The following is a 24798-nucleotide window of genomic DNA, read 5'->3' as shown; positions in this document are numbered from 1 at the left end:
TATAACTTCCTGAATGATGCTGGCGAAGTTGACGGGTTTGAACGCGAAGTCGGCGACGAGCTGTGCGCCCGCGCCGAGCTGACCTGCGAATGGGTCACAAACGAATGGGACAGCATCATCCCCAACCTGACATCTGGTAACTATGACACGATCATAGCCGGGATGAGCATCACCGATGAGCGCGAAGAAGTCATTGATTTCTCGCAGAACTACTTCCCGCCGGCCGCATCCGCATATGCAGCTAAATCTGCTGACGCCGATCTGAAAGGTGGCATTGTTGCTGCACAAACCAGCACAATCCAGGCTGGATATGTTGCCGAATCCGGTGCGACATTGCTGGAATTCGCAACCTATGACGAAACCGTCGCAGCCGTGAACAATGGCGAAGCGGACGCTGTTTTCGCCGACAAGGATGCCTTGGTCCCTACGGTCGAAGAATCCGGCGGCGAGATGGTTTTTGTGGGTGACGACGTGCCATTGGGCGGCGGCATCGGTCTTGGCCTGCGCGAAAGCGACACCGAGCTGAAAGCCAAGTTCGACACCGCGATCCAGTCCATGAAGGACGATGGCAGCCTGAACAAGCTGATCATCAAGTGGTTCGGCGAAGGTGCGAAAACATTCTGATCCCGACGCTTTGATCAAACGGGGGCGGCGTCATCGCCGCCCCTAACCCAAGACCAAGACGCTCTTTTAAGGGCGCAACTTCCGAGGATATTAAGCCATTTTCGCCTGTACCGATCCTGAAACGCTTTCTGGCCTGTCTTGGCTGACCTGCTACCTGACCACGGGCAAGCACCTGGCGTTTTATGGCGCGTTCGGCACCGTGCTTTTGCTGCTGGCCATCACCGCCCCTGCTGCAATGGCGTTCGGTTTCGGCGGGGCAATGGCAGCGCGGTCTCGCATCCCGCCTCTGTCGTGGTTGGGTCGTGGCTATATCGCCGTGGTCCGCGGCGTGCCGGATATCGCATTTTTCCTGTTCTTCGTGATCGCGCTGGATCAGGGCATCGAATACCTGCGCCACAAGATCAAATGCCCCGACTGGACCGAACCGCTGCGCCAAGGCAGTGATTTCATTGTCTGTCAGGCGGCCAAAATGCCCTTGGGGAATTCTCCGCAATGGGTCCACGAGGCGTACGGTTTTTCCCTTGCTGTACTGACCTTTGCCATCGTGTTCGGGGCCTTTGCCGCCAATGTTTTATACGGAGCCATGCGCGCCGTGCCGCGTGCCCAGCTTGAAACAGCCGAAGCCTACGGCATGTCCCCCCGCCAGACATTCTGGCGGGTGTTGGTACCGCAGATGTGGGTCTATGCCCTGCCCGGTTTGGGCAACCTGTGGATGGTACTGATCAAGGCCACGCCGCTGTTGTTCCTGCTTGGCGTAGAAGACATTGTCTATTGGGCGCGTGAATTGGGCGGGGCCAAGACGCCGCGCTTTACCGATTATCCGCATCCTGATTGGCGCATGTGGTATTTCCTCGCGCTGTTGGTGTTTTATTTGTGCTTTACCCGCGTGTCTGAAATCGCGCTCGACCGCGTCATGCGCAAGCTGACCAAAGGTCAGGCGACTTCGGGCGGCGAAGCCCAGCGAAAGGCCATGACGTGAGTTGCCTTGAAACCATTCAGGCCTATGGCCTGCGATCGCTCGGGATTGGTGAACGCCTGCTGCCGCGCAGTGACTTTACGCTGTGTGACCAGTTCACCCTGATCGGGTCGGGCATGATCTGGAACATCTATTTCGGATTTTTCGCACTGATTTCGGGGTTTGTCTTTGCCACCGCCCTTGGTTTTGCCAAAGCCCAGCCCAGCCCGTGGGTGCGCAAACCGGCGGAATGGTTCATCTTTCTTTTTCGCGGATCACCGCTGTTTATCCAGTTCTTTTTTGGCTACTTCCTGTTCCTAAGCCTAAAATCTGTGCATCCGTTTTTCGATTCTTTTACGTCCGCATGGTTGGGCGCATTGGTGGTTTTGTTCCTCAACACCTCTGCCTATTCCGCCGAAATATTTTATGGCGCGCTGCAATCCATCCCCAAGGGCGACACCGAGGCGGCTGACGCCTATGGCATGTCCGGCTGGCCGCGTTTCAAGAGGGTGATCTGGCCCACCATGCTGCGGCTGGCCTGGCCCGCCTATACAAACGAGGCTATTTTCCTGTTCCACGCCACCACGCTGGTCTTTTTCACCGGCTTTCCGGCGCTGCAACAACGCGGCGATGCGCTGTATTACGCCAGCTATTTCGCCGACAAGACGTTTAACCCCTTCATCCCATATCCGATTTTGGCGGGGTATTTCGTGGCGCTGACGCTGGTGATAATCGCCGTTTTCGGTGCGATCAACCGGCGGCTGAACAAGCATTTACCGCAAGAAGCACGCCAGAAATTTCGCTTGCGTCCCAATCTGATACGGTAGTATCAATCTTTTGATCAAATTATTTGACGCGTGGGCGTCAATCCCGGTTTTCGACCTCCGAAAAACCCGTTTCATGCCCGCCGTTTTACAAGGTGTGTTATGAAAAACTGGCTCCGCAAACATCCTCGGGTCCGCACAATTCGTGTAGCTGCCGCCGACCTTAACGGTCAGGCACGCGGCAAACGTATTCCGACGCGTTTCGCCGACAAAGTCGTCGAGGACGGCACCCGCTTTCCCATGTCGGTCCTGAACCTAGATATCTGGGGCGAAGACATTGACGACAGCCCGCTGGTGTTCGAATCCGGCGATGCCGATGGCGTCTTGTTCCCGACCGAACGTGGCTTTCTGCCGATGCCATGGCTTGAATCGCCGTCCGCGCTGCTGCCGATCTGGATGTTTCACGAAGATGGCCGCCCCTATGCAGGCGACCCCCGCCATGCGCTGCGCGCCGTCGTGCAGCGCTACAAGGACCGTGGCCTGACCCCCGTATGCGCGGTTGAGCTTGAATTTTTCTTGATCGACGATTCGGGGCGCAAGTTGCAGGTGCCGTTGTCGCCACGGTCGGGCAAGCGCCGCAAGGCCGCCGAAACCCTGTCGATCCGTGCCTTGGACCAGTTCGATGAATTCTTCACCGATCTGTATGACGCCTGCGAAGAAATGGACATTCCCGCCGACACCGCCATCTCAGAAGCAGGTCTGGGCCAGTTCGAGATCAACCTGATGCATTGCGACGACGCACTGCGCGCCGCCGATGATGCGTGGTTCTTCAAGATGCTGGTCAAAGGTCTGGCGCGGCGGCACGGCTTTGCCGCAAGCTTTATGGCGAAGCCCTACGAAGATTACCCCGGTTCCGGCCTGCACACGCACTTTTCTGTTCTGGATAAAAACGGCAATAACGTCTTTGACGATGGCGGCCCCGACGGGACAGCAATCATGCGCCACGCTATTGCGGGCTGCATGAATGCGATGGCCGGATCAGCGCTGGTCTTTGCACCCCATGCCAACAGCTTTGACCGGATGGTGCCCGGTGCGCATGCGCCCACCGGTATTTCGTGGGCCTATGAAAACCGCACCTCGTCCATCCGCGTGCCGTCGGGCAGCCACAAAGCACGCCGGATCGAACATCGCGTCTCGGGCGGCGATGTGAACCCCTATCTAATGTTGGCGGCTGTATTAGGCGCTGCGATGAATGGCATCGAAGACGGCGTCAACCCGCCGCCGCCCATCACCGGCAATGCCTATGCCGCCGACCTGCCCCAAATTCCCGGCGATTGGAAAACCGCCATCGATCTGTTCGAAACCTCGCCCGAAGTGGCGCGCATCTTTGCCCCCGAAATGGTGCGCAACCTTGTCCTGACCAAGCGTCAGGAACTGCATTATATGCAAGAACTGACCCCACAAGAGCAGGTAGAAATCTATCTGGACACGGTGTAACCCCATGAAAATTGGTATCCTTCAGACCGGCCATTCCCCCGACAACATGAAAGACCAACTGGGCGATTATGGTGAGATGTTCACCAAATTGCTGGATGGGCACGGGTTCGAGTTTAAGATCTGGTCCGTCGTCGACGGCGATTTCCCTGCATCCGCGGTGGATGCCGACGGGTGGCTGATCACAGGTTCCAAACATGGTGCCTACGAGGATCACGACTGGATTCCCCCGCTCGAAGACCTGATCCGTGCAATCCGTGAGACAGGGTGCCCGTTGGTGGGCATTTGTTTTGGCCACCAGATCATCGCACAGGCACTTGGTGGCAAGGTCGAGAAATTCAGCGGCGGATGGTCCGTAGGCCGGACGGAATATACCGTAAATGGCCAGCCCATGGCCTTGAACGCGTGGCATCAGGATCAAGTGACCGCTGTCCCCAATGGGGCAACCGTGGTCGGGTCATCGGATTTTTGCGCCAATGCAGCGCTGCTTTATGATGATCAAATCTGGACGATCCAGCCGCATCCCGAATTCAGCAGCGCCTTTGTTGACGGGTTGATCCGCACCCGTGGCAAGGGTGTCGTGCCGGACCACCAGCTTGAAGCCGCCAGCACCTTGCTGGACGCCCCGAACAGCAACGCCGATATCGCAACCCATATTGCCGATTTCCTCAAGAAAGAGAGACCCTAATGTCCGACTGGATTGACACCTTACCCGACTCTGCGCGCGCATATCTTGAAGGCAAGCGGCTAGACGAAGTCGAATGCATCATTCCAGACTTGCCCGGCATCGCCCGCGGCAAAGCCGTGCCCGCGAGCAAATTCATGCGGCAAGACTATTTTCATCTGCCCGACAGCATCTTTTACCAGACAATTACCGGTGAATGGGGCGAGGCTGCGGGAGCAGAAGGGTTCATTGAAAAAGACATGATCCTGCGGCCCGATATGTCCACCGCAACAGCCGCCCCCTGGACTGGGGACTGGACGTTGCAAGTGATCCACGACGCCTATGACCGCAACGGCGATGTGGTCGAATATTCGCCGCGTAACGTGCTGAAACGGGTGGTCGATCTGTACCGCGCCCAAGGGTGGGAACCTGTGGTCGCCCCCGAGATGGAATTCTTTCTTGTCGCGCGCAATCTGGACCCTGCCCATGAAATCAAGCCGATGATGGGTCGATCGGGGCGGCCTGCTGCTGCTCGGCAGGCCTATTCCATGACCGCCGTCGATGAATTCGGCCCCGTGATTGACGACATTTACGATTTCGCCGAAGCCCAAGGGTTCGAGATTGACGGCATCACCCAAGAAGGCGGCGCGGGCCAGCTTGAGATCAACCTGATCCATGGCGATCCTGTACGACTTGCAGACGAAGTGTTCTATTTCAAGCGCCTGATCCGCGAGGCCGCCCTGCGCCACGATTGCTATGCCACCTTCATGGCCAAGCCAATCGAAGACGAGCCGGGCAGCGCCATGCACATGCACCATTCGGTTCTGGATGCCGAAACTGGCGCAAACATTTTCTCGGGTCCGGATAACGAAGAAACCGACGCGTTTTTTCACTTTATCGCCGGCCTGCAGAACCATATGCCCGATGCACTGGCAGTGCTTGCCCCCTATGTGAACAGCTATCGCCGTTATGTGAAAGACCACGCCGCCCCCATCAACCTGGAATGGGGCCGCGACAACCGCACCACAGGCATTCGCGTACCACTGTCCAGCCCGAATGCGCGGCGGGTGGAAAACCGTTTGGCAGGGATGGATTGCAACCCCTATCTGGGCATCGCCGCATCGCTGGCCTGCGGCTATCTTGGCTTGATGGAAAAAAAGCAGCCGAAACCGGAATTCAAGGGCGACGCCTATGTCGGTGAAGGCGATATTCCCCGCGTTCTGGGCGAGGCCCTTGATCTGTTCGAGGAAGCAACCGAGATGCACAAGGTCCTGGGGCCCGAATTCGCCCGTGTCTATGCCATCGTGAAACGCGCAGAATACGACGAGTTTTTGCAGGTCATATCCCCGTGGGAACGCGAGCATCTTTTGATGAACGTCTAAGAAATTTGGCTGCGTCGGATGCCTTCGGCGAGGATTTTAGACCATTTGGAAGCACGGACGGGAGCCCAACTGCGATGAACCTGCTTTATGCGAACGACAAGACCGGGGCCTATCCTGACAGTTGGTATGCAGCCACCGCGACACCGTTGCCAGCTTTTGACCCGCTAAAAGGCGCGATAAAAGCTGATGTTTGTGTTGTGGGCGCAGGATACACTGGGCTTTCAGCCGCACTTCATCTGGCCAAGGCCGGACGCCGCGTAGTTTTGATCGAGGCACAGCGCGTAGGTTTTGGCGCATCGGGGCGCAATGGCGGCCAGTTGGGCAGTGGCCAACGCGTCGAACAGGACGGTCTGGAAAAGATGCTTGGGGCCGATCATGCCGCCAAACTGTGGGGCATGGGCGAAGAGGCCAAAGCGCTGGTCAAAAGCCTGATCGCCGAACATCAGATTGAGTGTCACCTCAAGCCCGGGGTGGCTTGGACCGGGTCTTCTGCCGGTGAGGTGCGCCATTTGCACGACTATGCAGAACATTTGCAGTCGCGCTATGGCTATGACCAGATCAAGACGCTGGACCATGACCAACTAAAATCGGTCTGCCCGTCCCCCGATTACAAGGGTGGCATTCTGGACATGGGTGCCGCGCATCTCCATCCGCTGAACCTTGTCCTTGGTCTTGCGCGCGCCGCAAAAGACGCAGGCGTGCAGATATTTGAACAATCCGCCGTGCATCATATCCAAGAGGGCCGCCAAGCGGTTGTGCAAACAGATGGGGGCCGCGTGACGGCGGATCATGTCGTTTTAGCCTGCAACGGATACCTGGGTGGACTGAACCGCAAAGTCGCCGCCCGCGTTATGCCCATCAACAACTTCATCGCTGCGACCGAACCGTTAGGTGACCGGATCAAAGATGTGCTGCCCCAAGATGTGGCCGTAGCCGACAGCCGATTTGTGGTTAATTATTTCAGGCTCAGCCATGATGGCAGGTTGCTTTTTGGCGGCGGTGAAAGCTATGGCTACCGCTTTCCGGCCGATATCGCCGCCAAGGTGCGCGCGCCCATGTCTGTCGTTTTTCCGCAGTTGAAAGATGTGCGCATTGACTATGCGTGGGGGGGCACCCTGGCAATCACGCTGAAACGCCTGCCCTATCTGGCCCGTCTGTCGCCCAATATCCTGTCGGCATCAGGGTATTCCGGCCACGGGGTTGGTACCGCAACCCATGCAGGTCAACTTATGGCCCGTGCCATACAAGGCGACGGCGACGGCTTTGACCTCATGTCTGCAATCCCGACGCACCCCTTTCCGGGCGGCGCGGCGTTGCGGTCCCCCCTGCTGGCCCTCGCAATGAGCTGGTACAGCCTGCGCGACCGCTTAGGCGTCTAGTCACAAAAGATTAATGCAGAACCGGCGAAAAAGCCTTGGTCCAGCGTATCGCTTGTTTTACTATTATGAAAAGCAATATTCAGGATTTTGAAATATGACGCTGCCAGACATGCACCGTGCCGAAGCGATCCCCGAAGCCGCCCGCGCCGAAATCGAGCGGCTATTGCAAACTGGCGATCTGTTTCGCTACACCGCAGCCTCGGACGCCCCCGTTTCCCTGCTCGAGGTCGAGTTTGCCCAGATGATGGGCAGCCGTTATGCGCTGGCTGTGTCCTCCTGCTCGGCAGCGTTGTTTTTGTCCCTTTTGGCGCTGGATCTGCCCAAGAACGCGCGCGTCCTGATCCCAGGGTTTACCTTTGCCGCCGTCCCGTCGTCGGTCATACACGCCAATTGCCAGCCCGTCCTCTGCGAGGTTGGCGACAATTACCGCGTCGATATGAAAGACTTCGAGGCCAAGCTGCCCAGTGTAGATGCAGTGATCATCAGCCATATGCGCGGCCACACCTCTGATATGGATGCAATCATGGCGCTGTGTGACGCGGCGGACATTCCCGTCATCGAAGATGCGGCGCATTCGCTGGGCACGCTTTGGCATGACCGCAAAATCGGGACGATCGGCAAGATCGGTTGCTTCAGCTTCCAGTCCTATAAGATGGTTAACGCAGGCGAAGGCGGCATATTGATCACCGATGATGCTGATCTTGTGGCGCGCGCGATCATCATGTCCGGAGCCTATGAGCATAACTGGCAAAAGCACCCCGGCGTCGCCGAGGCCTGCACCCGCTGGCAGAACAAACTACCGCTCTATAATCTTCGGCTCAACAACCTGTCCGCCGCACTCGTCCGCCCCCAACTGGCCGAATTGCCGCGCCGGGTCGCAGACGGCTTGCGCAATCACGACTATGTCGCGGCACGGTTGAACGCCTCGGCCCATATCAGCGTTCCTGCACCCTTGGGCCCCGAGACACGTGCACCGGATTCAATCCAGTTCAATACGGTTGGATTAGATGACGATGCCATCCGCGCTTTTGCCGCCGCATCTGCAGCCGCCGGCGTAAAGGTGCAGGTCTTCGGCCAAAGCGCCGACAATGCCCGTGCCTTTTGGAACTGGCAGTTCATCGAAGATCTACCCGAGCTTCCCCAAACCCGCAAAATGCTGATGTCGGCATGCGATGTGCGTCTGCCGGTCCACCTGAAAATTGATGATCTCGATGCCGTCGTTGATGTGCTGCTGGGGGCTATTATGGCGGTTACAAACGCCGAAGCGGCCTAGATCCAGCTTCATTTTGCCGGAAAACTCCCGCCGGAGGCTCCTTCACCTGCAAAAAAGCCCACCCTGCTCTAGGGTGGGCTCACGTATCTAAATATTCCAAAATATCGTCGTGCGTCAGCACGTCCGCTGGATCACTTGGTTCGGGTCACTTCAGTTTTGACAGCTTGTCCTGAAGGTCGGCCAATTGCTGTTTGATCGCCTCAAGGCTTTCGCCCTCTTCAGCTTTGGCAGGCTTGCCCTTTTCCTGCGTCGCCGCCCCTGGCCAGGCCGTTGGAAGCTTGCCGGTCATTGCTTTCATAAAGGCCTCTTGCTGCGCCTGCATTACGTCAAATCCGGGCATTTTTGACATCGGGTTGATCGTATTAATGTTTTCCAACACACGCGATTGGCCATCGCGCAGCATGTCAAAAGACGCTTTCAGAAACTGCGGCACAACGCTGGTTCCGGGCGACATATAGCTGCGCACCAGATCGTTCAGAACATCAACCGGCAACACGGACTCACCGCGGCTTTCATGCTCTGCAATGATTTGCAGCAAATACTGGCGTGTCAGATCATCGCCGGATTTCAGATCGACAATCTGCACCTCGCGTCCGTCACGAATGAAACCTGATATGTCCTCAAGCGTCACGTAATCGCTCGTCTCAGTGTTATAAAGACGCCGGCTCGCATATCTCTTGATAAGCAGAGGCTTGTTTGTGTCCGCCACGGTGGATCCTTCCCAAGATGCGTGCTGCGTTGCAGCTTACGGCAGCTAACTTCAAAAAGAAAGGGACCACAAGGAAAGGGCAGGCTTTTGCAAGCCCGCCCCCACTCATGAAAAATTTAAGAAATGCTGCGAATTACTTCGCTGCTGCTTTCTTTGTTGCTGCTGTCGCATCGGCTGTCGCTTTTTTGACGGCAGCAGTTGCTTCTTCGGACATGTCTTTTCCAGCGGCCATCATCAGCTCAACTGTGTCCATTTGGACTTTCTTAGCGATCTCTGCGAAGGCGGCCATGTGCTCGGCTGCAACTTCTGCAGTGGACGATGTGAAGTCTGTCATCGCTTTTGCGTAATCAGCTGGCTCTGTCTTGGCTTTTGTCATTTCTGTCAGCTTGGAAAGCGTATCTTTCTGCCACTTTGTGGAAATCTCGGCGGATTTCTCGGCAGCAGTCAATGCAACGCCGGACAGCTTTTCGTTCAAAGACGCTGTTGTTTTGAACGCGTCATTCATTGCCGATGTATCAACTGGGAATGCACCCATGACGTCTTTCATCATTGCGGCGATATCAGGTGTCTTTGTCATAGTCGTATTCCTCTTAGAGTTTTGAGCGGTCGATCCGCTGTTGTTCGTGATGAGGAATATATAGATGCTGCAGCGCGGCATTGCAAGATTTTTCTGCGCTGCAGCATTGTGAGGTTGTCGATATAAAAAAGGGCAATCAGATCAGCTATTTGCCTTCCGTGTTACATAGGTGCCGGGCGCGTCACAGATGATCTCTTGGCCGCTTGCACCCGGTATCCGAGCATCAACTTGCGTTCCCGCATGATTCGCGAGCCATTTCCCCCATCGAGGCCACCAAGACCCTTTGTGGAATTCGGCACCCTCAAGCCAGTCTTTGTGGTTCAGGGACATATCGGGGTTTGTATAGTGGCCATATTTCCCTTTGCTGGGCGGGTTCACAATGCCTGCGATATGGCCCGACTGGGTCATGATAAAGGTCTTGTCCTTGCTGCCCATTTGCTGAACGCCACGGTAGCTGTCCTTCCACGGCGCGATGTGGTCGGTCTCGCAGCCGACAGCACAGATCGGCACATCAATATCGCCCAGTTCAAGGTGATGGCCCAGCAGATCGAACCCGCCATCGGCCAGTTTGTTTTGCTGGCACAGACCGCGCAAATATTCCATCGCCATGCGTTCAGGCAGGTTTGCACCGTCCCCATTCCAGTACAGCAAGTCAAAGGCAGGGGGCGTATCGCCTAACATATAGCTTTTGATCGCTGGCCCGTAGACCAGATCATTCGAGCGCAAAAATGAAAACGTCCGCGCCATGATGATGGACGGCAAAATGCCTTTCTCTTTGGTCTCGGCCTCGATCCCGTCGATAAAGTCATCGGTCAGGAAAGGCTGGAATTCACCTTGATCCGAAAAATCGGTCAGCGCGGTGAACAGCGTCGCAGATTTGACCGACGTATCGCCGCGCTGTTTGAGCAGCGAAAGCGCCAGCGACAGTGTCGTGCCCGCTATACAATAGCCGACCGCATTTACCTGCTTTTCACCGGTGATCTTTTTGATCTCATCGAAAGCGGCAATAAATCCGTCTTCGATATAATCGCCCATACCTACCTCGCGATAGCTTTTGTCGGGGTTGATCCAGGACACCATGAACCAGGTGTGGCCCTGATCAACGATCCATTTCACCAGACTGTTTTGTTCTTTCAGATCGAGGATGTAGAATTTGTTAATCCAAGGCGGAAAGATCACCACCGGCGTCGCGTGAACCTTTTCCGTGCTGGGACTGTACTGGATCAGTTCGAACATCTTGTTGCGAAACACAACCTTGCCGGGGGAAGTCGCGATGTTCTTGCCCAGCTCGAACGCTTTTTCATCGGCAAGCCTGACGATCATCTCTCCGTTATTGGCCTCAAGATCCGAAATCAGGTTTTCCAAGCCCTTGATCAGGCTTTCCCCTTCAGTCGCGACCGCCCGTTCCAGCGCGTCGGGGTTGGTGGCCAGAAAATTCGTCGGGCTCATCATGTCGATGATCTGGCGGCTGAAATATCCCAACCGCTGTTTTTCGCGCGGCTCAAGGTCCGAAACGCTGTTCACCGCATCGCTCAGGGCCTCCGAGTTGATCATATATTGCTGTTTGACGTAGTTGAAATAAGGGTGCGTTTCCCACAACGGGTTCGCAAAACGACGGTCTTTGGCAGTCCGGTCTTCCGGAGCTTGCAGCTTGCCCTTGGCAAGAGCTTGCTGCGCTTCGACGAAATGTGTGACTGATTTGCTCCAGAACGACACCTGATTTTCAATCAATTTGGCCGGGTTATGAACGGCCTCGGTCCAATAGGCCTGCGCAGCCTTCGAAAATAGCTCCTGATTCGGGGCATCAAGGCTTGATTGATGGCCCTCACGGCCGACCATGATCTGGGTCAATCGGGCCCCAAGCGCCTCGACTTTCGCCATATTTTGCGCCATTCGGTCCAACGCCGCAGCGTCTGTAGTGCTCTCAGTATTCGTTTTTGTTGGCATCTTAATAATTCCTCCCTATGTTTGCACTTGCAGCATTGCGCCGAACCTTATCCGGGAGGGGGATCGGCAGAGTGCCCAAGTGCAGGGCCAACCCAAAGGAGACCCCTCGTGAAGTATATGGCATCTTACGACTTAATGGAAACAATGCGGACCACCAATCAGTGGCTTGGTGCGACGACATTGGCGATGGCATCGTATCCGGCTTTCGCCGCGATCCCGAATCCCGCGCTTAACTGGATGGCCGCCTGGGGCGAAGTGACTGAACGCAGCTTTGCCCGCATGACGGTCAAACCCGACTGGGGCATCCCCCCCGTGGTTGGCGCAGACGGCGCGGATCACCCCGTGTTGATTGAAAAAGAAATCGAAGGCGCGTTTGGCGATCTGGTGCATTTCGTCGTGCAGGGCCGCGATACGCCCAAGCGCAAAATTTTGCTGGTTGCACCGATGTCCGGCCACTATGCAACGTTGCTGCGGTCGACCGTGATCAGCCTGATCCCTGATGCAGACCATTATATCACCGACTGGCACAATGCCCGCGACATTCCTGTCAGCGCCGGCAAGTTCGACGTCGAAGACTACACTCTTCACCTTGTGGACTACATGCGCCACCTTGGCCCTGATGTGCACGTGATCGCAGTGTGCCAACCTGCGCCGCTGACCCTTGCTGCTACCGCCTATCTGGCCGAAGAAGACCCCGCAGCACAGCCAAGTTCGCTGACCTTGATCGGTGGGCCGATCGACCCCGATGCCAACGCAACCGAAGTGACAGATTTCGGTAACCGCGTGAATATGGGCCACTTGCAGGAAATGATGATCCAGCGCGTCGGTTTCAAACACCCCGGTGTCGGCCGCAAGGTCTATCCTGGCTTATTGCAGTTGAACTCCTTCATTTCGATGAACTCCGAAACGCACTCCAAAGCGTTCAGTGACCAAATCATGCGCGTCGCCAAGGGCGAAGCAAGTGATCACGACAAGCACAACAAGTTCTATGACGAATATCTTTGTGTGATGGACATGCCTGCCGAATTCTACCTGTCCACGGTCAAGCGGATCTTCAAAGACAACGAGATCGGCACAAACAGCTTTAGCGTCGCGGGCAAACCGGTCGATATCGGCAAGATCACGACTGTTGCTGTGAAAACTGTCGAAGGGACCAAGGACGATATCTCGGCCCCCGGACAGTGTATTGCGGCGCTTGCGCTGTGCACCGGTTTGCCTGACAGTAAAAAGGCAAGCCATCTCGAAGACGGTGCCGGTCATTACGGTATCTTCGCCGGATCAAGCTGGCGCAATAATATCCGCCCTCTGGTCCTTGAGTTCATCGACGCAAACCAGCGCGTCGCTGCCAAGCCTGCGAAATCGGCCAATAAAAACGCGGCCGCCTGATGTTCAAAGCGCCGCGTGATGTGACCTTCCGCTGCTCTTGTGGCAACGTGCAGGGCACATTGCGCGGCGTTTCCACCAGCACGGGAAGCCATATCGCGTGTTTTTGCGCTGATTGCCGTGCTGCCGAAGTATTTGCCGGCCAACCTGATCCCGCCCCCGAACCTGTGACCTATTTCCAGACGACACCGGACCGCGTGCGCTTTGATGCTGGGTTTGACAAGCTGGCGGTGTTTTCCTTTGGTCCCAAAAACCTGTTGCGCTGGCAGGCCAGTTGCTGCGGGTCCCCCCTGTTCAACACGCTGCGCAATCCAAAGATCGCTTTTGCCAGCATCAGAACCAACACACTGGACAATCAAACGGCCATTGGCCCCGTGCGCGCGACCGCGTTTATTCCTAATCCAGCAGGCACACCCAAGCACAAAGGCATGGGGCGCATCGTCTGGGCGTTGTTTTCGCGGATCGCTGCCGCGCGGATAACAGGACGGTGGAAACAAACCCCGTTCTTTGATCCCGAAACTCTCGCGCCCGTGCGCGAGGTTCAGGTCGTCGACAAAGACGTGCGCGCCGAAATCAAAGCAACACTAAGTTAAGCCTCTAAGAGTTATTGCAGCACGAATGGCATCCCCATCCAGTCCTGTAGTGCCGCGGTGGTCTGCCGGGGGCGTTCAAGCGTGGGCAAATGCCCTGCGCCATTGATCACCGTAAGTCGCGCATGGGGAATCAACTCTGCCATAAAGCTGTGCCGTTTTACCGGATTGATCTTGTCGAATTCGCCACACATCACCAGCGCCGGTATCTTGCATTTGCGCAAAACCGCCTGTTGGTCTTTGCCGCGCTGCAAGGCGCGGGCCTGACGCACGTAAATTTCGGGGCCAAGCGTTTCGGCCATGTCCATCACAAGGTCCATAATCGCGCCCTTATCCGGGCCGGACGGCAGGTAATGCGGCATGACTTCGTGCTGCATCACGTCGGACATACGCCCCGATCGGGCCTTTACGATCAGCAACTCGCGCGCCGCAGCGGCTTGGGGCGTTTCGGCCAGTGGACTGGTGTCGATCAATGCGATGCGGATGATACGATCCGGGGCGCGGCGCAACAACTCTAGGGCGACGGCACCGCCCATGCCCAACCCGGCCAACGCAAAGCGTTTGGGCAATTGATCCAGCAGCCCCGAGGCGATTTCCTCGATCCGTTCACCTTGGGTCAAAGGCGCGATGGTGACAGCCGTGGTCGCAGATAGTTCGGCAATCTGCGGCCAGAACACCCGCGCATCGCACATCAATCCGGGCAACAGCACAAGCGGCTCAGCCATGTATTTCCCCGATAATCGTCATCCGGACCTTCACTTTATGGCGCATGGCTGCAAATCACTTTTCATGCACAACATCATGGATAGGCGATGCCGCGCAAGGGTGGAAAATCGGCATAGCGCGTCTGACGGTGCGCCAACGGCTCGGTCGGGGTATGTCCTGCGCGCAGCAGCATGCCCTTGGGCGCGATATAGCTTGAGATGGTGCGCAAAGGGTCGGGCCGCCAGACCAGATTAAAAGCCGCGAGCTTGGGGAAAAACCACATCTCGGAATAGGGCAGATGGTCATGCACCCACCATGCTAGATCGCGCCAATCGCGGCCCTGATCATAGCGGTCGGCAAACCATGGGATCACGATAGAGGCCCCTGCAATGGCGCGCGGACCGCCATGTCGGTCCCAGATGTGGCATTCGATCGGGTTGTCGCTGGCCGCGCAGTTCAAGTTACTTGCATTGCCATAGTCGTTCAACGCCCGCGACCGATATCCTGACCGCACGGCGATCCGCCCAAAGGTTTCCTCGAGCGGATCCAGCAGCGCGGTGCAAAAAGCGCGCCCGTTTTCGATGGCAAGATCAGGTGTGTCAGGAATATTGGGCACGCCGTGAAAACTGGAAATCTCGGAATGCAAAAAATCGCGCATATAAAAATGTCTGGACAGGCGCACGCGGCCAAAGGTCTCAAGGCTCCACATGCTGGCGGGTTTGCGCACTCGGCCTGTCCTTTTTTTCAGTCCTACGTATCAGACCGCCCCAGTCAAAACCTCGGGTAACACCTCGGTCAGGGCCTCGACCATCAGCTTTAGGCATTTATCGTCGGAAAACCGATGATCCGCGTCCTTGACCAGTTTCAATTCCATATCCGATCCCTGCGCGTGTTCCAGCAATCGAACGGCGGTGGCCACGCTGACGGCAGTGTCTGCCGTGCCTTGTAAAAACCGCGTCGGGAAAGGCAAATTCAACGCGCTGCGCAGGACCAACTGATTGCGCCCATCTTCGATCATACGCCGGGTGATCACATAGGGTTCCATATAATCCGACGGAAGTTCGACCTGACCCTCAGCATCAAGCTGCTGCTTTTGTGCGTCGGTAAAGCTGGCCCAATACCCGTCTTCGGTAAAATCCGGTGCCGCAGCGATTGTCACCAATCCAGCAACACGTTCCGGCATTTCGCGCGCCAGCAAAAGCGCCTGCCAGCCGCCCATCGACGACCCGACCGGCACAATTGGCCCGTCGGTCAGGGCCGTGACAGCCGCCAAACTATCCTGCGCCCAATCGCCGATGCAGCCATCGGAAAAGTCGCCAGAAGATTCCCCGTGCCCGGAATAATCAAACCGTAAAAAAGCGCGGCCCTGACGGCGGGCCCAATCCTCAAGGAACACAGCCTTGGTGCCTTGCATGTCGGATTTCAGCCCGCCCAAAAACACCACACACGGCCCATACCCGTCCAAACGGTGATAGGCCAGCCTGCGGCCTTGCGGCGTCTCAAGGAACTGCGGCATGGCGGTCATCCGCCCAGATACGTTCCCTTGGCAGGACGGTAGAATATCTTTTGATTGTGCAGACGTCCCAGCAGATCGTCGATCTTGCGCAACGAATCCTCGGTGGCGTCGGCGGGCAACATCGCTTGCGTGCCGTTCAAAGCATCCATGGATAAATCACGCTTTGTGACGTGCAAGGCTGCTTCGATCAGGTCGATGTCTTCGATGGTCAGTTCGAAATTGCGGTTGTGCTTGGCCATATCCAAAACCTTTCGATGTGATACACTCTCTCTTCATAGAAGCGGATCGCAGAACGTTCAATCCACACCTTCGACCTCGCGTAGACCAACTGCGACAACAGCCGCCCCGACGGCCATCAGCGCAAACAAAACCAGCGTCACGTTCGGGCCCAGCAGTGCCGCCCCCCCGCCGATGAAACCGGCGACCAGCAACAGCACCCCGATCACCGTATTCGACACCGCGGCATAGGCCGACCGCTGCCCGTCAGGCGACATATCGACCAGATAGGTTGATCGCCCCTGACGCACCCCGTGATAGGCGGTCATCAGGATAAACAACACCAGCGGCATCGCCCAGACCCGCGTGGCCAACCCCGACACGCTAAGCGCGACAGCGCCCAGCATTGCCAGCGCGCCCACGATGCCTGTCAGCATCAACACCTTGCGGCTGGACTGGTCCGATATCCGCCCCCACACATAAGAGCTGAGCAATGACGCCAGTGCCGACGCAAAAACCAGCGCCCCCAGCGTGCTAAGGGGTGATCCACCATCCCCCCCCGCAAGGACCACGAAATAGGGCGGGGCCAGCGCGGTCGAAACCAAAAGCCCGCGCACAAGGATGTAGCGGCGCAGATTTGCGTCTTCTCTCAGAACGCTGAAACGTGCCTTGGTGGCGTTGGCCGGATCGCTTTTCATCTCCGTCAACGTCGAAAACAGCAGCGCGGCAGCGCCCCATAACACCGCCGCCAATGCGATGGCCGAGATCACGATGCCTTTGCTCTCGAACAGGCCCGATATCAGCAAGGCCGCCAACACCAGCACACCGGCCGACGATATCGACCCAGCCGTGCCGGTAATGGCACCGCGCCGTGACTTGCCAACGGTCTTGCCCAGGATGTCCTTGTAGGACACCGAACACGCCGCGCGGCTGATTGCCAATCCGCCAAGTGCGGCACAGATGGCAAACCCCGCCGCCGCCCCGTCAAGTGTCAGGGCCGACAGCACAATCAGCGCGGCTAATACCCCCTGCCCCGCGCTGCCGATGATCCACGCCCATTTGCGGCGCGCCATCGCCTGCACCCGCGACGCCATCAGCATCTGCGGCAACAGCGCCCCGCTTTCACGGATCGGCACCAAGGCCCCTGCGAAAACGGCAGGTGCCCCAAGCGATGTCAAAAGCCACGCAAGGATCAGCTTGGGGTCGATCAATCCGTCAGCCAGTTTCGACATCACAAGACTGCCGACATGACGCAGCGCATTGGGTGCCTCGGCCTTTTGGGCACCGTCGGGCAAATCATCCGCATCCCCCTGCGCCCCCGAAAGTTTGTCAAAGGCGTATTGTGCCAATCCGTTTTGCGCCTTTCCGTTTTGCCCCGTACCGTTTTGCATCCTGTCTGTCCCGTCATGTGTTGCGTCATCTTCATGACGCAACGCGCAGGCGGGTAAAGGAGTTTCCAAAAGCCCCCAAGTTATTGACAACCCCGCCCCGCGCGGCCATCTACGCCTTGCACATAACCCGCAACCGGGCGTCTCGTAGGCGCCAAACCGACGAGGAGGCCCAAATGGCCCAAATCACCCTCACCCTTCCCGATGGCAATGCACGGCAGTACGACGCAGGTATCACCGCGGGCGACGTCGCCAACGACATCTCAAAATCTCTGGGCAAAAAGGCGATCAGCGCCACCGTGAACGGTGCGCATTTCGATCTGGCCTGGCCGATTGACGCAGATGCCAGCATCGCGATCCACACCATGGCGGACGAAGATCAGGCCAACGAACTGGTGCGCCACGACCTTGCGCACATCATGGCCCGCGCCGTGCAGGAAATCTGGCCCGACACCAAGGTCACCATCGGCCCGGTGATCAAGGACGGCTGGTACTATGACTTTGACCGCGCCGAACCCTTTACCCCCGAAGACCTTGGCCTGATCGAAAAGAAGATGAAGGACATCATCAACACCCGCGATCCCGTCCGCACCGAGGTCTGGGACCGTCCCCGCGCAATCAAGCATTACGAAGATTTGGGTGAACCCTATAAGGTCGAGCTGATTGAAAGCATTCCGGGCGATGAACCCCTGCGCATGTACTGGCATGGCGACTGGCAGGATCTTTGCCGTGGTCCGCACCTGCAACACACTGGCCAAGTCCCCGGTGACGCGTTCAAACTGATGTCCATCGCAGGTGCCTATTGGCGCGGCGACAGCAGCCGCGCGATGCTGCAACGCATCTATGGCGTCGCCTTTACCGGCAAGGAAAAGCTGCGCGCGCATCTGAACATGCTGGAAGAAGCCGCCAAGCGTGACCACCGCAAGCTGGGCCGCGAGATGGACCTGTTCCACATGCAAGAAGAAGCCCCCGGTCAGGTGTTCTGGCACCCCAACGGCTGGCTGATCTACACTCAGCTTCAGGACTATATGCGCCGCAAACAACGTGCAGGCGGCTATGTCGAGGTGAACACCCCCCAAGTTGTCGACCGCAAGCTGTGGGAAAAATCCGGCCATTGGGACAAGTATCAAGACCACATGTTTATCGTTGAAGTCGACGAGGAACATGCACGTGAAAAATCCGTGAACGCACTGAAACCGATGAACTGCCCCTGCCACGTCCAGATCTTTAACCAAGGCATGAAATCCTACCGCGACCTGCCCTTGCGCATGGCCGAATTCGGATCGTGCAACCGGTATGAACCCTCGGGCGCGCTGCACGGCATCATGCGCGTGCGCGGCTTTACCCAAGACGATGGCCACATTTTCTGCCGCGAGGACCAGATCGAGGAAGAAACCCTGATCTACATCGAATTCCTGTCTGCGATCTACAAAGACCTCGGATTCGAAAACTTTAAGGTCAAATTCTCGGACCGCCCCGACACCCGTGCCGGATCGGACGAAGTCTGGGACAAAGCCGAAGCAGCGCTGCTGTCAGCGACCCGCAAGGCGGGGATCGAGCCCGAGATCAACCCCGGTGAGGGTGCGTTCTACGGCCCGAAGCTGGAATTCGTGCTGACCGACGCGATTGGCCGTGACTGGCAATGCGGCACCCATCAGGTGGATTTCGTGCTGCCCGAACGACTGGACGCTACCTTTGTCGGGTCAGACGGCGCGAAACATCGCCCCGTCATGCTGCACCGCGCGACCTTGGGATCGTTTGAACGTTTCATCGGCATCCTGATCGAAGAACACGCAGGCAAGCTGCCGTTCTGGCTGGCCCCGCGTCAGGTCGTCGTCGCCTCCATCACCTCGGAGGCGGACGAGTATGTGCGCGAGGTCATCGAGACCTTGGCTGCCGCAGGTGTCCGCGCCGAGGCCGACATTCGCAACGAAAAGATCAACTATAAGGTCCGCGAACATTCTGTGGGCAAGGTGCCTGTGATCCTTGCCGTAGGTGCCCGCGAGGTCGAAGAGAAAACCGTATCGGTCCGCCGCCTTGGGGAAAAACAAACATCGGTTCAGTCTTTGGCCGATGTCGCAGCCGCCCTTGCCATCGAGGCAACACCGCCCGATTTGCGCTGATTTTTCTTGTAACAATTTCATCCGGGCGGAAAACAGACCCGCCCGGATGTGACAGTATGTTTCACTAAAACCCAGGCTTTCAGCGGTATTCAGGTGATTTTCCGCCAATTGTTACAAAAAACCGGCGGAACTCCTTACGTTCGTGTGACACACTTCGACGTGAGTAGATTTGTCGCACCGGTTAGGGTCTAAATGACCTACCCAAACAAAAACGACCCAACCTGGAGAAACCAAAATGTCCATTACGCTAAAATCCTTCGCCGTAGCCGGTGCCGTCGCAACAGCCTTCGCCGCCCAGATGTCCCCCGCAAATGCCGCCACAAAAGAGAAATGCTTTGGCGTCGCTTTGGCAGGTGAAAACGGCTGCGCGGCCGGCCCTGGCACCACTTGCGCAGGTACCTCTGTCACCGATTACCAGGGCAACGCCTGGACGCTGGTTGACGCTGGCACCTGCGAAACCATGGACCTGCCTGAAATGGCAGACGGGTCCGAGCGTAAAGGATCGCTTGAGGCAGTCGAGCGCGATTTGCCCGCCTAAGCGATCACTGGCGTGGGCCGCATGTGCCGCCCGCGCCCTTTCCCACGATGGCAATATTCCTGATTGAAAGGGCGCATCATGCTTGATGGTGAACGCCGCTTTGATGGCCTGCCTGCACGTCCGGGCGTTGGCTATAAACCTCAACATTTCAGCGACTTGATGGCCGATCCCGGCCCCGTTGAGTGGATAGAGGTGCATGCGGAAAATTACATGGGCGACGGCGGACGGCCACATGCGCAACTGCGCGCGCTGTCTGAAACGTTCGCCCTGTCGATCCACGGTGTCGGTCTTAGCATTGGCGGCGAAACACCGCTGGACCGCGACCACCTTGCCCGCCTGAAAACGCTGTGTGACTGGACGCAACCGGCAAGTTTTTCCGAACATCTGGCATGGTCCACCCACGGATCGGAATATCTGAACGATCTGTTGCCCCTGCCCTATACTGATGCGACGCTGACGCGCGTCGCCAGCCACATTACGCAGGTCCAAGACGTTCTGGGCCGGCAGATGCTGCTCGAAAACCCGTCAAGCTATCTTGCTTTTGCTGACTCCACCCTGTCCGAAACTGAATTTCTGGGCGGACTTGTCGAAAAAACCGGCTGCGGGCTGCTCCTTGATGTCAACAACGTCTTTATTTCGGCCACCAACCTTGGCCTGTCTGCTCAGCAATATATCGACGCCTACCCGACCGCCCATGTGGGCGAAATCCACGTCGGGGGCCATGACGAAGATCTTGACGACAGCGGTGCGCCCTTGCTGATCGACAGCCATGGCAAAGCCGTGGTCGATCCGGTCTGGGCCTTGCTGGATTACGCCTTGGCGCAGACCGGCCCCAAACCCGTTTTGGTCGAATGGGACAATAACATCCCCGACTGGCCGACCCTGCGCGCCCAAGCTGAACGCGCCGCCACGGCGCTGGTTAAATGACCGACCAAACCACCTTTCGCCAAGCTTTGCTTGATCCGTCGCGGGCCACCCCGGACGGGCTTGAGGGGCCAGCAAAGGCACCGGCGAACAAACGCTATGACGTGTACCGCAACAACGTCACCCATTCGCTGATCGCAGCCCTGCAAACCGCCTTTCCACTGGTGCGCAAAATTCTGGGCAGCACCAGCTTTGACGCTCTGGCCCCGCTATATGTGCGCGCGCACCCCCCAACGTCCCCTATCATGATGCTGTACGGCGTTGATTTTCCAGAGTTTCTGAAGAACCAGCCACAGTTGTCAAAGCTGGGTTATCTGCCTGATTGCGCCCGCTTTGATCTGGCATTGCGCAGTTCGTACCATGCCGCCGATGCAGCGCCTTTCGATTTGGCAGCGTTTCAAAACCTGCCCCCCGATGAAATGATGGCACAACATCTGCCCCTCGCGCCCGCGACGCGTATCCTGAAATCGCGCTGGCCGCTTTTTGACATCTGGCGTTTCAACATGGTCGCTGGTGCACCCAAACCGCGCCCCGTTCCGCAAGATGTCATGATCACGCGGGCGCAATTTGACCCCGAACCGCACCTGCTGCCCCAAGGGGCCGAAGGGTGGCTTGGACGGCTGGCGCAAGGTGACAGCATCGAGGCAGCCCATGACGCGACGGTGGCGACAATGCCCGAATTTGATCTGGCCGCAACATTGGTCGTGACCCTGAGCAACACCGCTTTTTGCAACAATAAGGTACGTTAGAATGTTTAGAACACTCGGGCGATACGACAGCTTCGTAACATCCTTGGAAACCCAGACCTGGTTGTTGCCGACCCTCGCGCGGTTGATCTTTGCGGGTGTTCTGGCGCTCTATTTCTTCAACTCTGGCCTGACGAAACTGGGCGACGGATTTTTTGGAGTATTCTCGCCTAGCACAGGTGCTTATGTGCAGATCTTCCCGCGTGCCTTCGAAGCCGTGGGCTATGACACAGACAGCCTAGGCCTGTTTCACGATCTGATTGTCCTTGGCGGCACGCTGGCTGAATTCGCGCTGCCGACGCTGATTATCATCGGGCTTTTCACACGTTTTGCCGCTGTGGGGATGATCGGGTTCGTCGTTCTTCAATCGCTGACCGATGTGATTGGCCATGGCCAGACAGGTGTCTTGGGGGCTTGGTTTGACCGCTTTCCCGACGCAGCCATTCTGGACCAGCGGGCGTTTTGGGTCTTTGTTTTACTGACACTCGCGGTCAAGGGCGGTGGCCCGCTGGCACTGGACCGCCTGATCGTGTCGCGCACCCGCTGAGGCCCTATGGAGTAACTTGCGCCGCAACATCCTTGGTCCAGCCAAGGTAAAGCGTGCCGCCTGCATCAATCAAAGGCCGCTTCATCAACGCGGGATGCGCGGCAATCAGCACCAGCGGCTCTTGTTCGCGCTCTTGCGCATCTAGGCCGCGCCATGTCGTGGACCGCGTGTTCAACAACGCCGCCCCGAATTGCGCATAGGCGCGCGTCATCACGTCCTCTGGCACACCCTCGGCACGTACATCGACCAGTGTCGCATCCGGCAAGCTGCGCAACGCTTTGCGGCAGGTATCGCAATTTTTCAGACCATAGATGATCATATTTTCCCCGTTTCGATAGAGTTTCGCACCTGTGACATCAGCGCGCAGTCCGAATTTCTTGATTTTTGCGCCAAATGCCCAATCTTTTTCAACAGGCCGATCGATGAGCATCTGCCCCCATGGGGTGAGTTCGGCAACATGAAGTCTTGATTAGGAGGGTTTAGAACATGCCATCAGGAACAGTCAAATGGTTCAACACCACCAAAGGGTATGGATTTATCGCACCCGATGCAGGCGGCAGTGACATCTTTGTGCATGTCTCGGCGGTCGAACGTTCGGGCCTTAGCGGGCTTGCGGATAATCAAAAAGTGTCGTTCGAATTGTCCGATGGGCGCGACGGGCGTCAGATGGCCACGGACCTGAGTCTGCTGCAGTAAAAGCCCGGCGCTTTTTAAACACCGGGTCATTAAAGTCGACTTTAGCTGGCGTTCAGCGGCAGCCTTTTTCACCCGGCATGCAGGAATAATCCACCGGGGTTGGCTGGTAATAGCGTGCTTTGTGCGCCTTCTTGACCGGATGCGCCATCATGCTTTGGTAGCTGACCTTTTGGTTTGGTGTTCCGCAACAGATCACGCCCGCAATCGTAATTGGCTGAAGACCCGAAGGACAGTAATTTGCCGCACTTGGGTAAGGGTAAATCTTAGGTTCGGCAGCAACCTGTGCAGGGGCCAACGCGCCTGCCATCATGCTGATCCCGACGATCATTGCTGTTTGTAAACGCATCTTATCCCTCGTTTTTTTCCGCTTTTGTTCAGCTTTGCCCAGTGGACGGCCCTAAGTCCAGCCTTTTTAGCCCGTTAATGGCTAAAACAGGCGTGTTGGCAGGCGTGCGGGGCCATGAAAACGGATCCGCCCGCCCAATTGCCGACCCTGCCCGATTTCATATCTCGGATAGCGTGCAAGGAACCGCGCCAACGCAATGCGCCCTTCCATCCGCGCAAGGGTCAGACCAACGCAGACATGCGGCCCGCCCGCAAAGGCAAGATGCCGGTTGGGGTGGCGGGTGATATCAAACGTCGTGGGGTCATCGAACACCGCAGGGTCGCGGTTGGCGGCACCGATGCACAGATGCAGATTGGTTCCTGCGGGGATTGGGTGCCGGCCAAGGGTGACGGGGGCGGTCGTCTCGCGATTGCCGAACTGGTTGGGGGACCGGAAACGCAGCACTTCCTCGACGGCCGTGTTGATTAGCGACGGGTCGGCCAGCAGTTTGGCGCGTCGGTCGGGGTGGTCGTGCAGCAGGGCAAGGCCCGAGCCGATCAGGTTCGTCGTCGTCTCGTGGCCCGCGTTCAGGATGAAAATACAATTCTGGATCAGCTCGATTTCCGTCAGCGTCCCGCCGTCGTCGCCGTTGATCAGACGGGTCAGCACGTCGGGGTCCGGATCACCGGGGGATGCTTTGCGCCGGGCGATCAGGTCTTGCAGGTAGGCTTTGAATTCACGCACTGCCTGGTGGCCGCGTTCCAGTTGCGCGCCCGTCAGCGTGGGCTCCAACGCGCCGAGGATAGCGAGGGACCAGTCGCGCAGGGGGCCACGCTCGGACAGCGGCACATCAAGCAGGTTGCCGATGATCTGGATCGGAATGGTCGCGGCGAAGTCTTCGACCAGATCGGCGTCGCGCGGCATCGCGTCGAGCAGTTGATCGACGATGGCGATCAGGCCTGGCTCCATCCGCGCCAGCGCCTTGGGCGTCAGGGCAGCGGTCATGATCCGGCGCACGCGGGTGTGCAGGGGCGGATCGTTGAACACGAGGCTGGTGGTGTGGTGTTCGAACAGCGGCGAGCCGACCCCGAATTTCGGCGCAAACGCCGCGCGTTTATCCGAGATATAGGTGGTTGTGTCACGGTAGATCACGCTCAGATCGGCATGGCCGGAGATCAGAAACGACCCGTCGGGCTGCGGACACACAGGCGCGTCGGCCAGCAGCCGATCGTAATGGGGAAAGGGGTTGTCGATGAACCCGTCGGGGGGATTGGAGAGATCAAACATGAGCGGAGTTTGAGCGGATTTGAGGGTAAGTCAATGAGGCGTTTAG

At 57.5% G+C, this 24798-nt stretch carries 27 protein-coding genes; 16 read left to right on the top strand and 11 right to left on the bottom strand.

Annotated elements, in window-relative coordinates; translation table 11 throughout:
• From ABYT07_RS07375 to ABYT07_RS07340, 8 genes are all read left to right on the top strand, one after another.
• Positions 1-624, top strand: a 624-nt coding sequence (locus ABYT07_RS07375; protein WP_372990487.1) for a transporter substrate-binding domain-containing protein, incomplete at its 5' end; no start/stop codon positions are given.
• Between the two features lie 172 nt (positions 625-796).
• Entirely contained in the window at positions 797-1603 is an 807-nt protein-coding gene (locus ABYT07_RS07370; protein WP_372990492.1) for an ABC transporter permease, read from the top strand.
• Positions 1600-2406 (top strand): ABC transporter permease, encoded by an 807-nt coding sequence (locus ABYT07_RS07365; protein ID WP_372990486.1) that lies wholly within the window; start codon positions 1600-1602, stop codon positions 2404-2406. Before ABYT07_RS07370 ends, ABYT07_RS07365 begins: the two co-directional genes overlap by 4 nt.
• A gap of 99 nt (positions 2407-2505) precedes the next feature.
• Positions 2506-3840, top strand: a complete 1335-nt coding sequence (locus ABYT07_RS07360) for a glutamine synthetase family protein (protein WP_372990484.1) — start codon at positions 2506-2508, stop codon at positions 3838-3840.
• A gap of 4 nt (positions 3841-3844) precedes the next feature.
• On the top strand, positions 3845-4525 hold the full coding sequence (locus ABYT07_RS07355; protein ID WP_372990483.1) for a type 1 glutamine amidotransferase: 681 nt from the start codon (positions 3845-3847) through the stop codon (positions 4523-4525).
• A complete protein-coding gene (locus tag ABYT07_RS07350) occupies positions 4525-5883 on the top strand; it encodes a glutamine synthetase family protein (protein ID WP_372990481.1) in 1359 nt (452 codons plus the stop codon). Before ABYT07_RS07355 ends, ABYT07_RS07350 begins: the two co-directional genes overlap by 1 nt.
• A 74-nt stretch (positions 5884-5957) precedes the next feature.
• Entirely contained in the window at positions 5958-7262 is a 1305-nt protein-coding gene (locus ABYT07_RS07345) for an NAD(P)/FAD-dependent oxidoreductase (RefSeq protein ID WP_372990480.1), read from the top strand.
• 94 nt (positions 7263-7356) lie between these two features.
• On the top strand, positions 7357-8535 hold the full coding sequence (locus ABYT07_RS07340; RefSeq protein ID WP_372990478.1) for a DegT/DnrJ/EryC1/StrS family aminotransferase: 1179 nt from the start codon (positions 7357-7359) through the stop codon (positions 8533-8535).
• A gap of 145 nt (positions 8536-8680) precedes the next feature.
• Here ABYT07_RS07340 and phaR read toward each other — a convergent pair whose 3' ends face one another.
• From phaR to ABYT07_RS07325, 3 genes are all read right to left on the bottom strand, one after another.
• Positions 8681-9244 (bottom strand): polyhydroxyalkanoate synthesis repressor PhaR, encoded by a 564-nt coding sequence (gene phaR / locus ABYT07_RS07335; RefSeq protein WP_372990476.1) that lies wholly within the window; start codon positions 9242-9244, stop codon positions 8681-8683.
• A gap of 133 nt (positions 9245-9377) precedes the next feature.
• Positions 9378-9821, bottom strand: a complete 444-nt coding sequence (locus ABYT07_RS07330; RefSeq protein WP_372990474.1) for a phasin, PhaP — start codon at positions 9819-9821, stop codon at positions 9378-9380.
• A 141-nt stretch (positions 9822-9962) separates the two neighbouring features.
• Positions 9963-11768, bottom strand: a complete 1806-nt coding sequence (locus tag ABYT07_RS07325; protein WP_372990473.1) for a PHA/PHB synthase family protein — start codon at positions 11766-11768, stop codon at positions 9963-9965.
• A gap of 108 nt (positions 11769-11876) precedes the next feature.
• Here ABYT07_RS07325 and phaZ point away from each other — a divergent pair, with 108 nt between their 5' ends.
• Together phaZ and ABYT07_RS07315 are read left to right on the top strand one after the other, a co-directional pair.
• Entirely contained in the window at positions 11877-13154 is a 1278-nt protein-coding gene (gene phaZ / locus ABYT07_RS07320) for a polyhydroxyalkanoate depolymerase (protein ID WP_372990471.1), read from the top strand.
• Complete coding sequence (locus ABYT07_RS07315; protein WP_372990470.1) at positions 13154-13744, top strand: DUF6151 family protein; 591 nt, start codon at positions 13154-13156, stop codon at positions 13742-13744. Before phaZ ends, ABYT07_RS07315 begins: the two co-directional genes overlap by 1 nt.
• 11 nt (positions 13745-13755) lie before the next feature.
• Here ABYT07_RS07315 and ABYT07_RS07310 read toward each other — a convergent pair whose 3' ends face one another.
• The 5 genes from ABYT07_RS07310 to ABYT07_RS07290 all read right to left on the bottom strand — a co-directional run bounded on the left by ABYT07_RS07310 (position 13756) and on the right by ABYT07_RS07290 (position 17569).
• The gene (locus tag ABYT07_RS07310; protein WP_372990469.1) at positions 13756-14466 is read right to left on the bottom strand and encodes an alpha/beta fold hydrolase; all 711 of its coding nucleotides are present in this window, start codon (positions 14464-14466) and stop codon (positions 13756-13758) included.
• 74 nt (positions 14467-14540) lie between these two features.
• Positions 14541-15155 (bottom strand): hypothetical protein, encoded by a 615-nt coding sequence (locus ABYT07_RS07305; protein ID WP_372990491.1) that lies wholly within the window; start codon positions 15153-15155, stop codon positions 14541-14543.
• 48 nt (positions 15156-15203) lie between these two features.
• On the bottom strand, positions 15204-15971 hold the full coding sequence (locus ABYT07_RS07300) for an alpha/beta hydrolase (RefSeq protein WP_372990468.1): 768 nt from the start codon (positions 15969-15971) through the stop codon (positions 15204-15206).
• Entirely contained in the window at positions 15968-16201 is a 234-nt protein-coding gene (locus ABYT07_RS07295; RefSeq protein ID WP_372990466.1) for a hypothetical protein, read from the bottom strand. The genes ABYT07_RS07300 and ABYT07_RS07295 overlap by 4 nt, the downstream gene beginning before the upstream one ends.
• A gap of 57 nt (positions 16202-16258) precedes the next feature.
• Positions 16259-17569 carry an MFS transporter gene (locus ABYT07_RS07290; RefSeq protein WP_372990464.1) on the bottom strand — a complete coding sequence of 437 codons (1311 nt, stop codon included), beginning with the start codon at positions 17567-17569 and terminating at the stop codon, positions 16259-16261.
• A 173-nt stretch (positions 17570-17742) separates the two neighbouring features.
• Between ABYT07_RS07290 and thrS the strand changes: the two genes are divergently transcribed.
• The 5 genes from thrS to ABYT07_RS07265 all read left to right on the top strand — a co-directional run bounded on the left by thrS (position 17743) and on the right by ABYT07_RS07265 (position 22444).
• A complete protein-coding gene (gene thrS / locus ABYT07_RS07285) occupies positions 17743-19689 on the top strand; it encodes a threonine--tRNA ligase (protein WP_372990462.1) in 1947 nt (648 codons plus the stop codon).
• A 235-nt stretch (positions 19690-19924) separates the two neighbouring features.
• Entirely contained in the window at positions 19925-20227 is a 303-nt protein-coding gene (locus ABYT07_RS07280) for a DUF2282 domain-containing protein (protein WP_372990459.1), read from the top strand.
• Positions 20228-20305: 78 nt separating this feature from the next.
• Positions 20306-21154, top strand: a complete 849-nt coding sequence (locus tag ABYT07_RS07275; RefSeq protein WP_372990457.1) for a DUF692 family multinuclear iron-containing protein — start codon at positions 20306-20308, stop codon at positions 21152-21154.
• The gene (locus ABYT07_RS07270; RefSeq protein WP_372990455.1) at positions 21151-21900 is read left to right on the top strand and encodes a putative DNA-binding domain-containing protein; all 750 of its coding nucleotides are present in this window, start codon (positions 21151-21153) and stop codon (positions 21898-21900) included. The genes ABYT07_RS07275 and ABYT07_RS07270 overlap by 4 nt, the downstream gene beginning before the upstream one ends.
• Before the next feature lies 1 nt (position 21901).
• Entirely contained in the window at positions 21902-22444 is a 543-nt protein-coding gene (locus ABYT07_RS07265) for a DoxX family protein (RefSeq protein WP_372990453.1), read from the top strand.
• A gap of 4 nt (positions 22445-22448) precedes the next feature.
• Here the strand turns inward: ABYT07_RS07265 and ABYT07_RS07260 are convergent, their stop codons facing one another.
• Positions 22449-22763, bottom strand: a complete 315-nt coding sequence (locus ABYT07_RS07260) for an arsenate reductase family protein (RefSeq protein WP_372990489.1) — start codon at positions 22761-22763, stop codon at positions 22449-22451.
• Positions 22764-22930: 167 nt separating this feature from the next.
• Here ABYT07_RS07260 and ABYT07_RS07255 point away from each other — a divergent pair, with 167 nt between their 5' ends.
• A complete protein-coding gene (locus tag ABYT07_RS07255) occupies positions 22931-23140 on the top strand; it encodes a cold-shock protein (protein WP_372990451.1) in 210 nt (69 codons plus the stop codon).
• 52 nt (positions 23141-23192) lie between these two features.
• On the opposite strand, the gene ABYT07_RS07250 is transcribed toward ABYT07_RS07255, so the two are convergent.
• Positions 23193-23486 (bottom strand): hypothetical protein, encoded by a 294-nt coding sequence (locus ABYT07_RS07250; RefSeq protein WP_372990450.1) that lies wholly within the window; start codon positions 23484-23486, stop codon positions 23193-23195.
• Positions 23487-23567: 81 nt separating this feature from the next.
• The gene (locus ABYT07_RS07245) at positions 23568-24752 is read right to left on the bottom strand and encodes a cytochrome P450 (protein ID WP_372990448.1); all 1185 of its coding nucleotides are present in this window, start codon (positions 24750-24752) and stop codon (positions 23568-23570) included.
• Between the last annotated feature and the right edge of the window lie 46 nt (positions 24753-24798).

Source organism: Sulfitobacter sp. (assembly GCF_041552635.1).
GTDB lineage: Bacteria > Pseudomonadota > Alphaproteobacteria > Rhodobacterales > Rhodobacteraceae > Sulfitobacter.
This window is presented reverse-complemented; position numbering and strand designations above follow the sequence as displayed.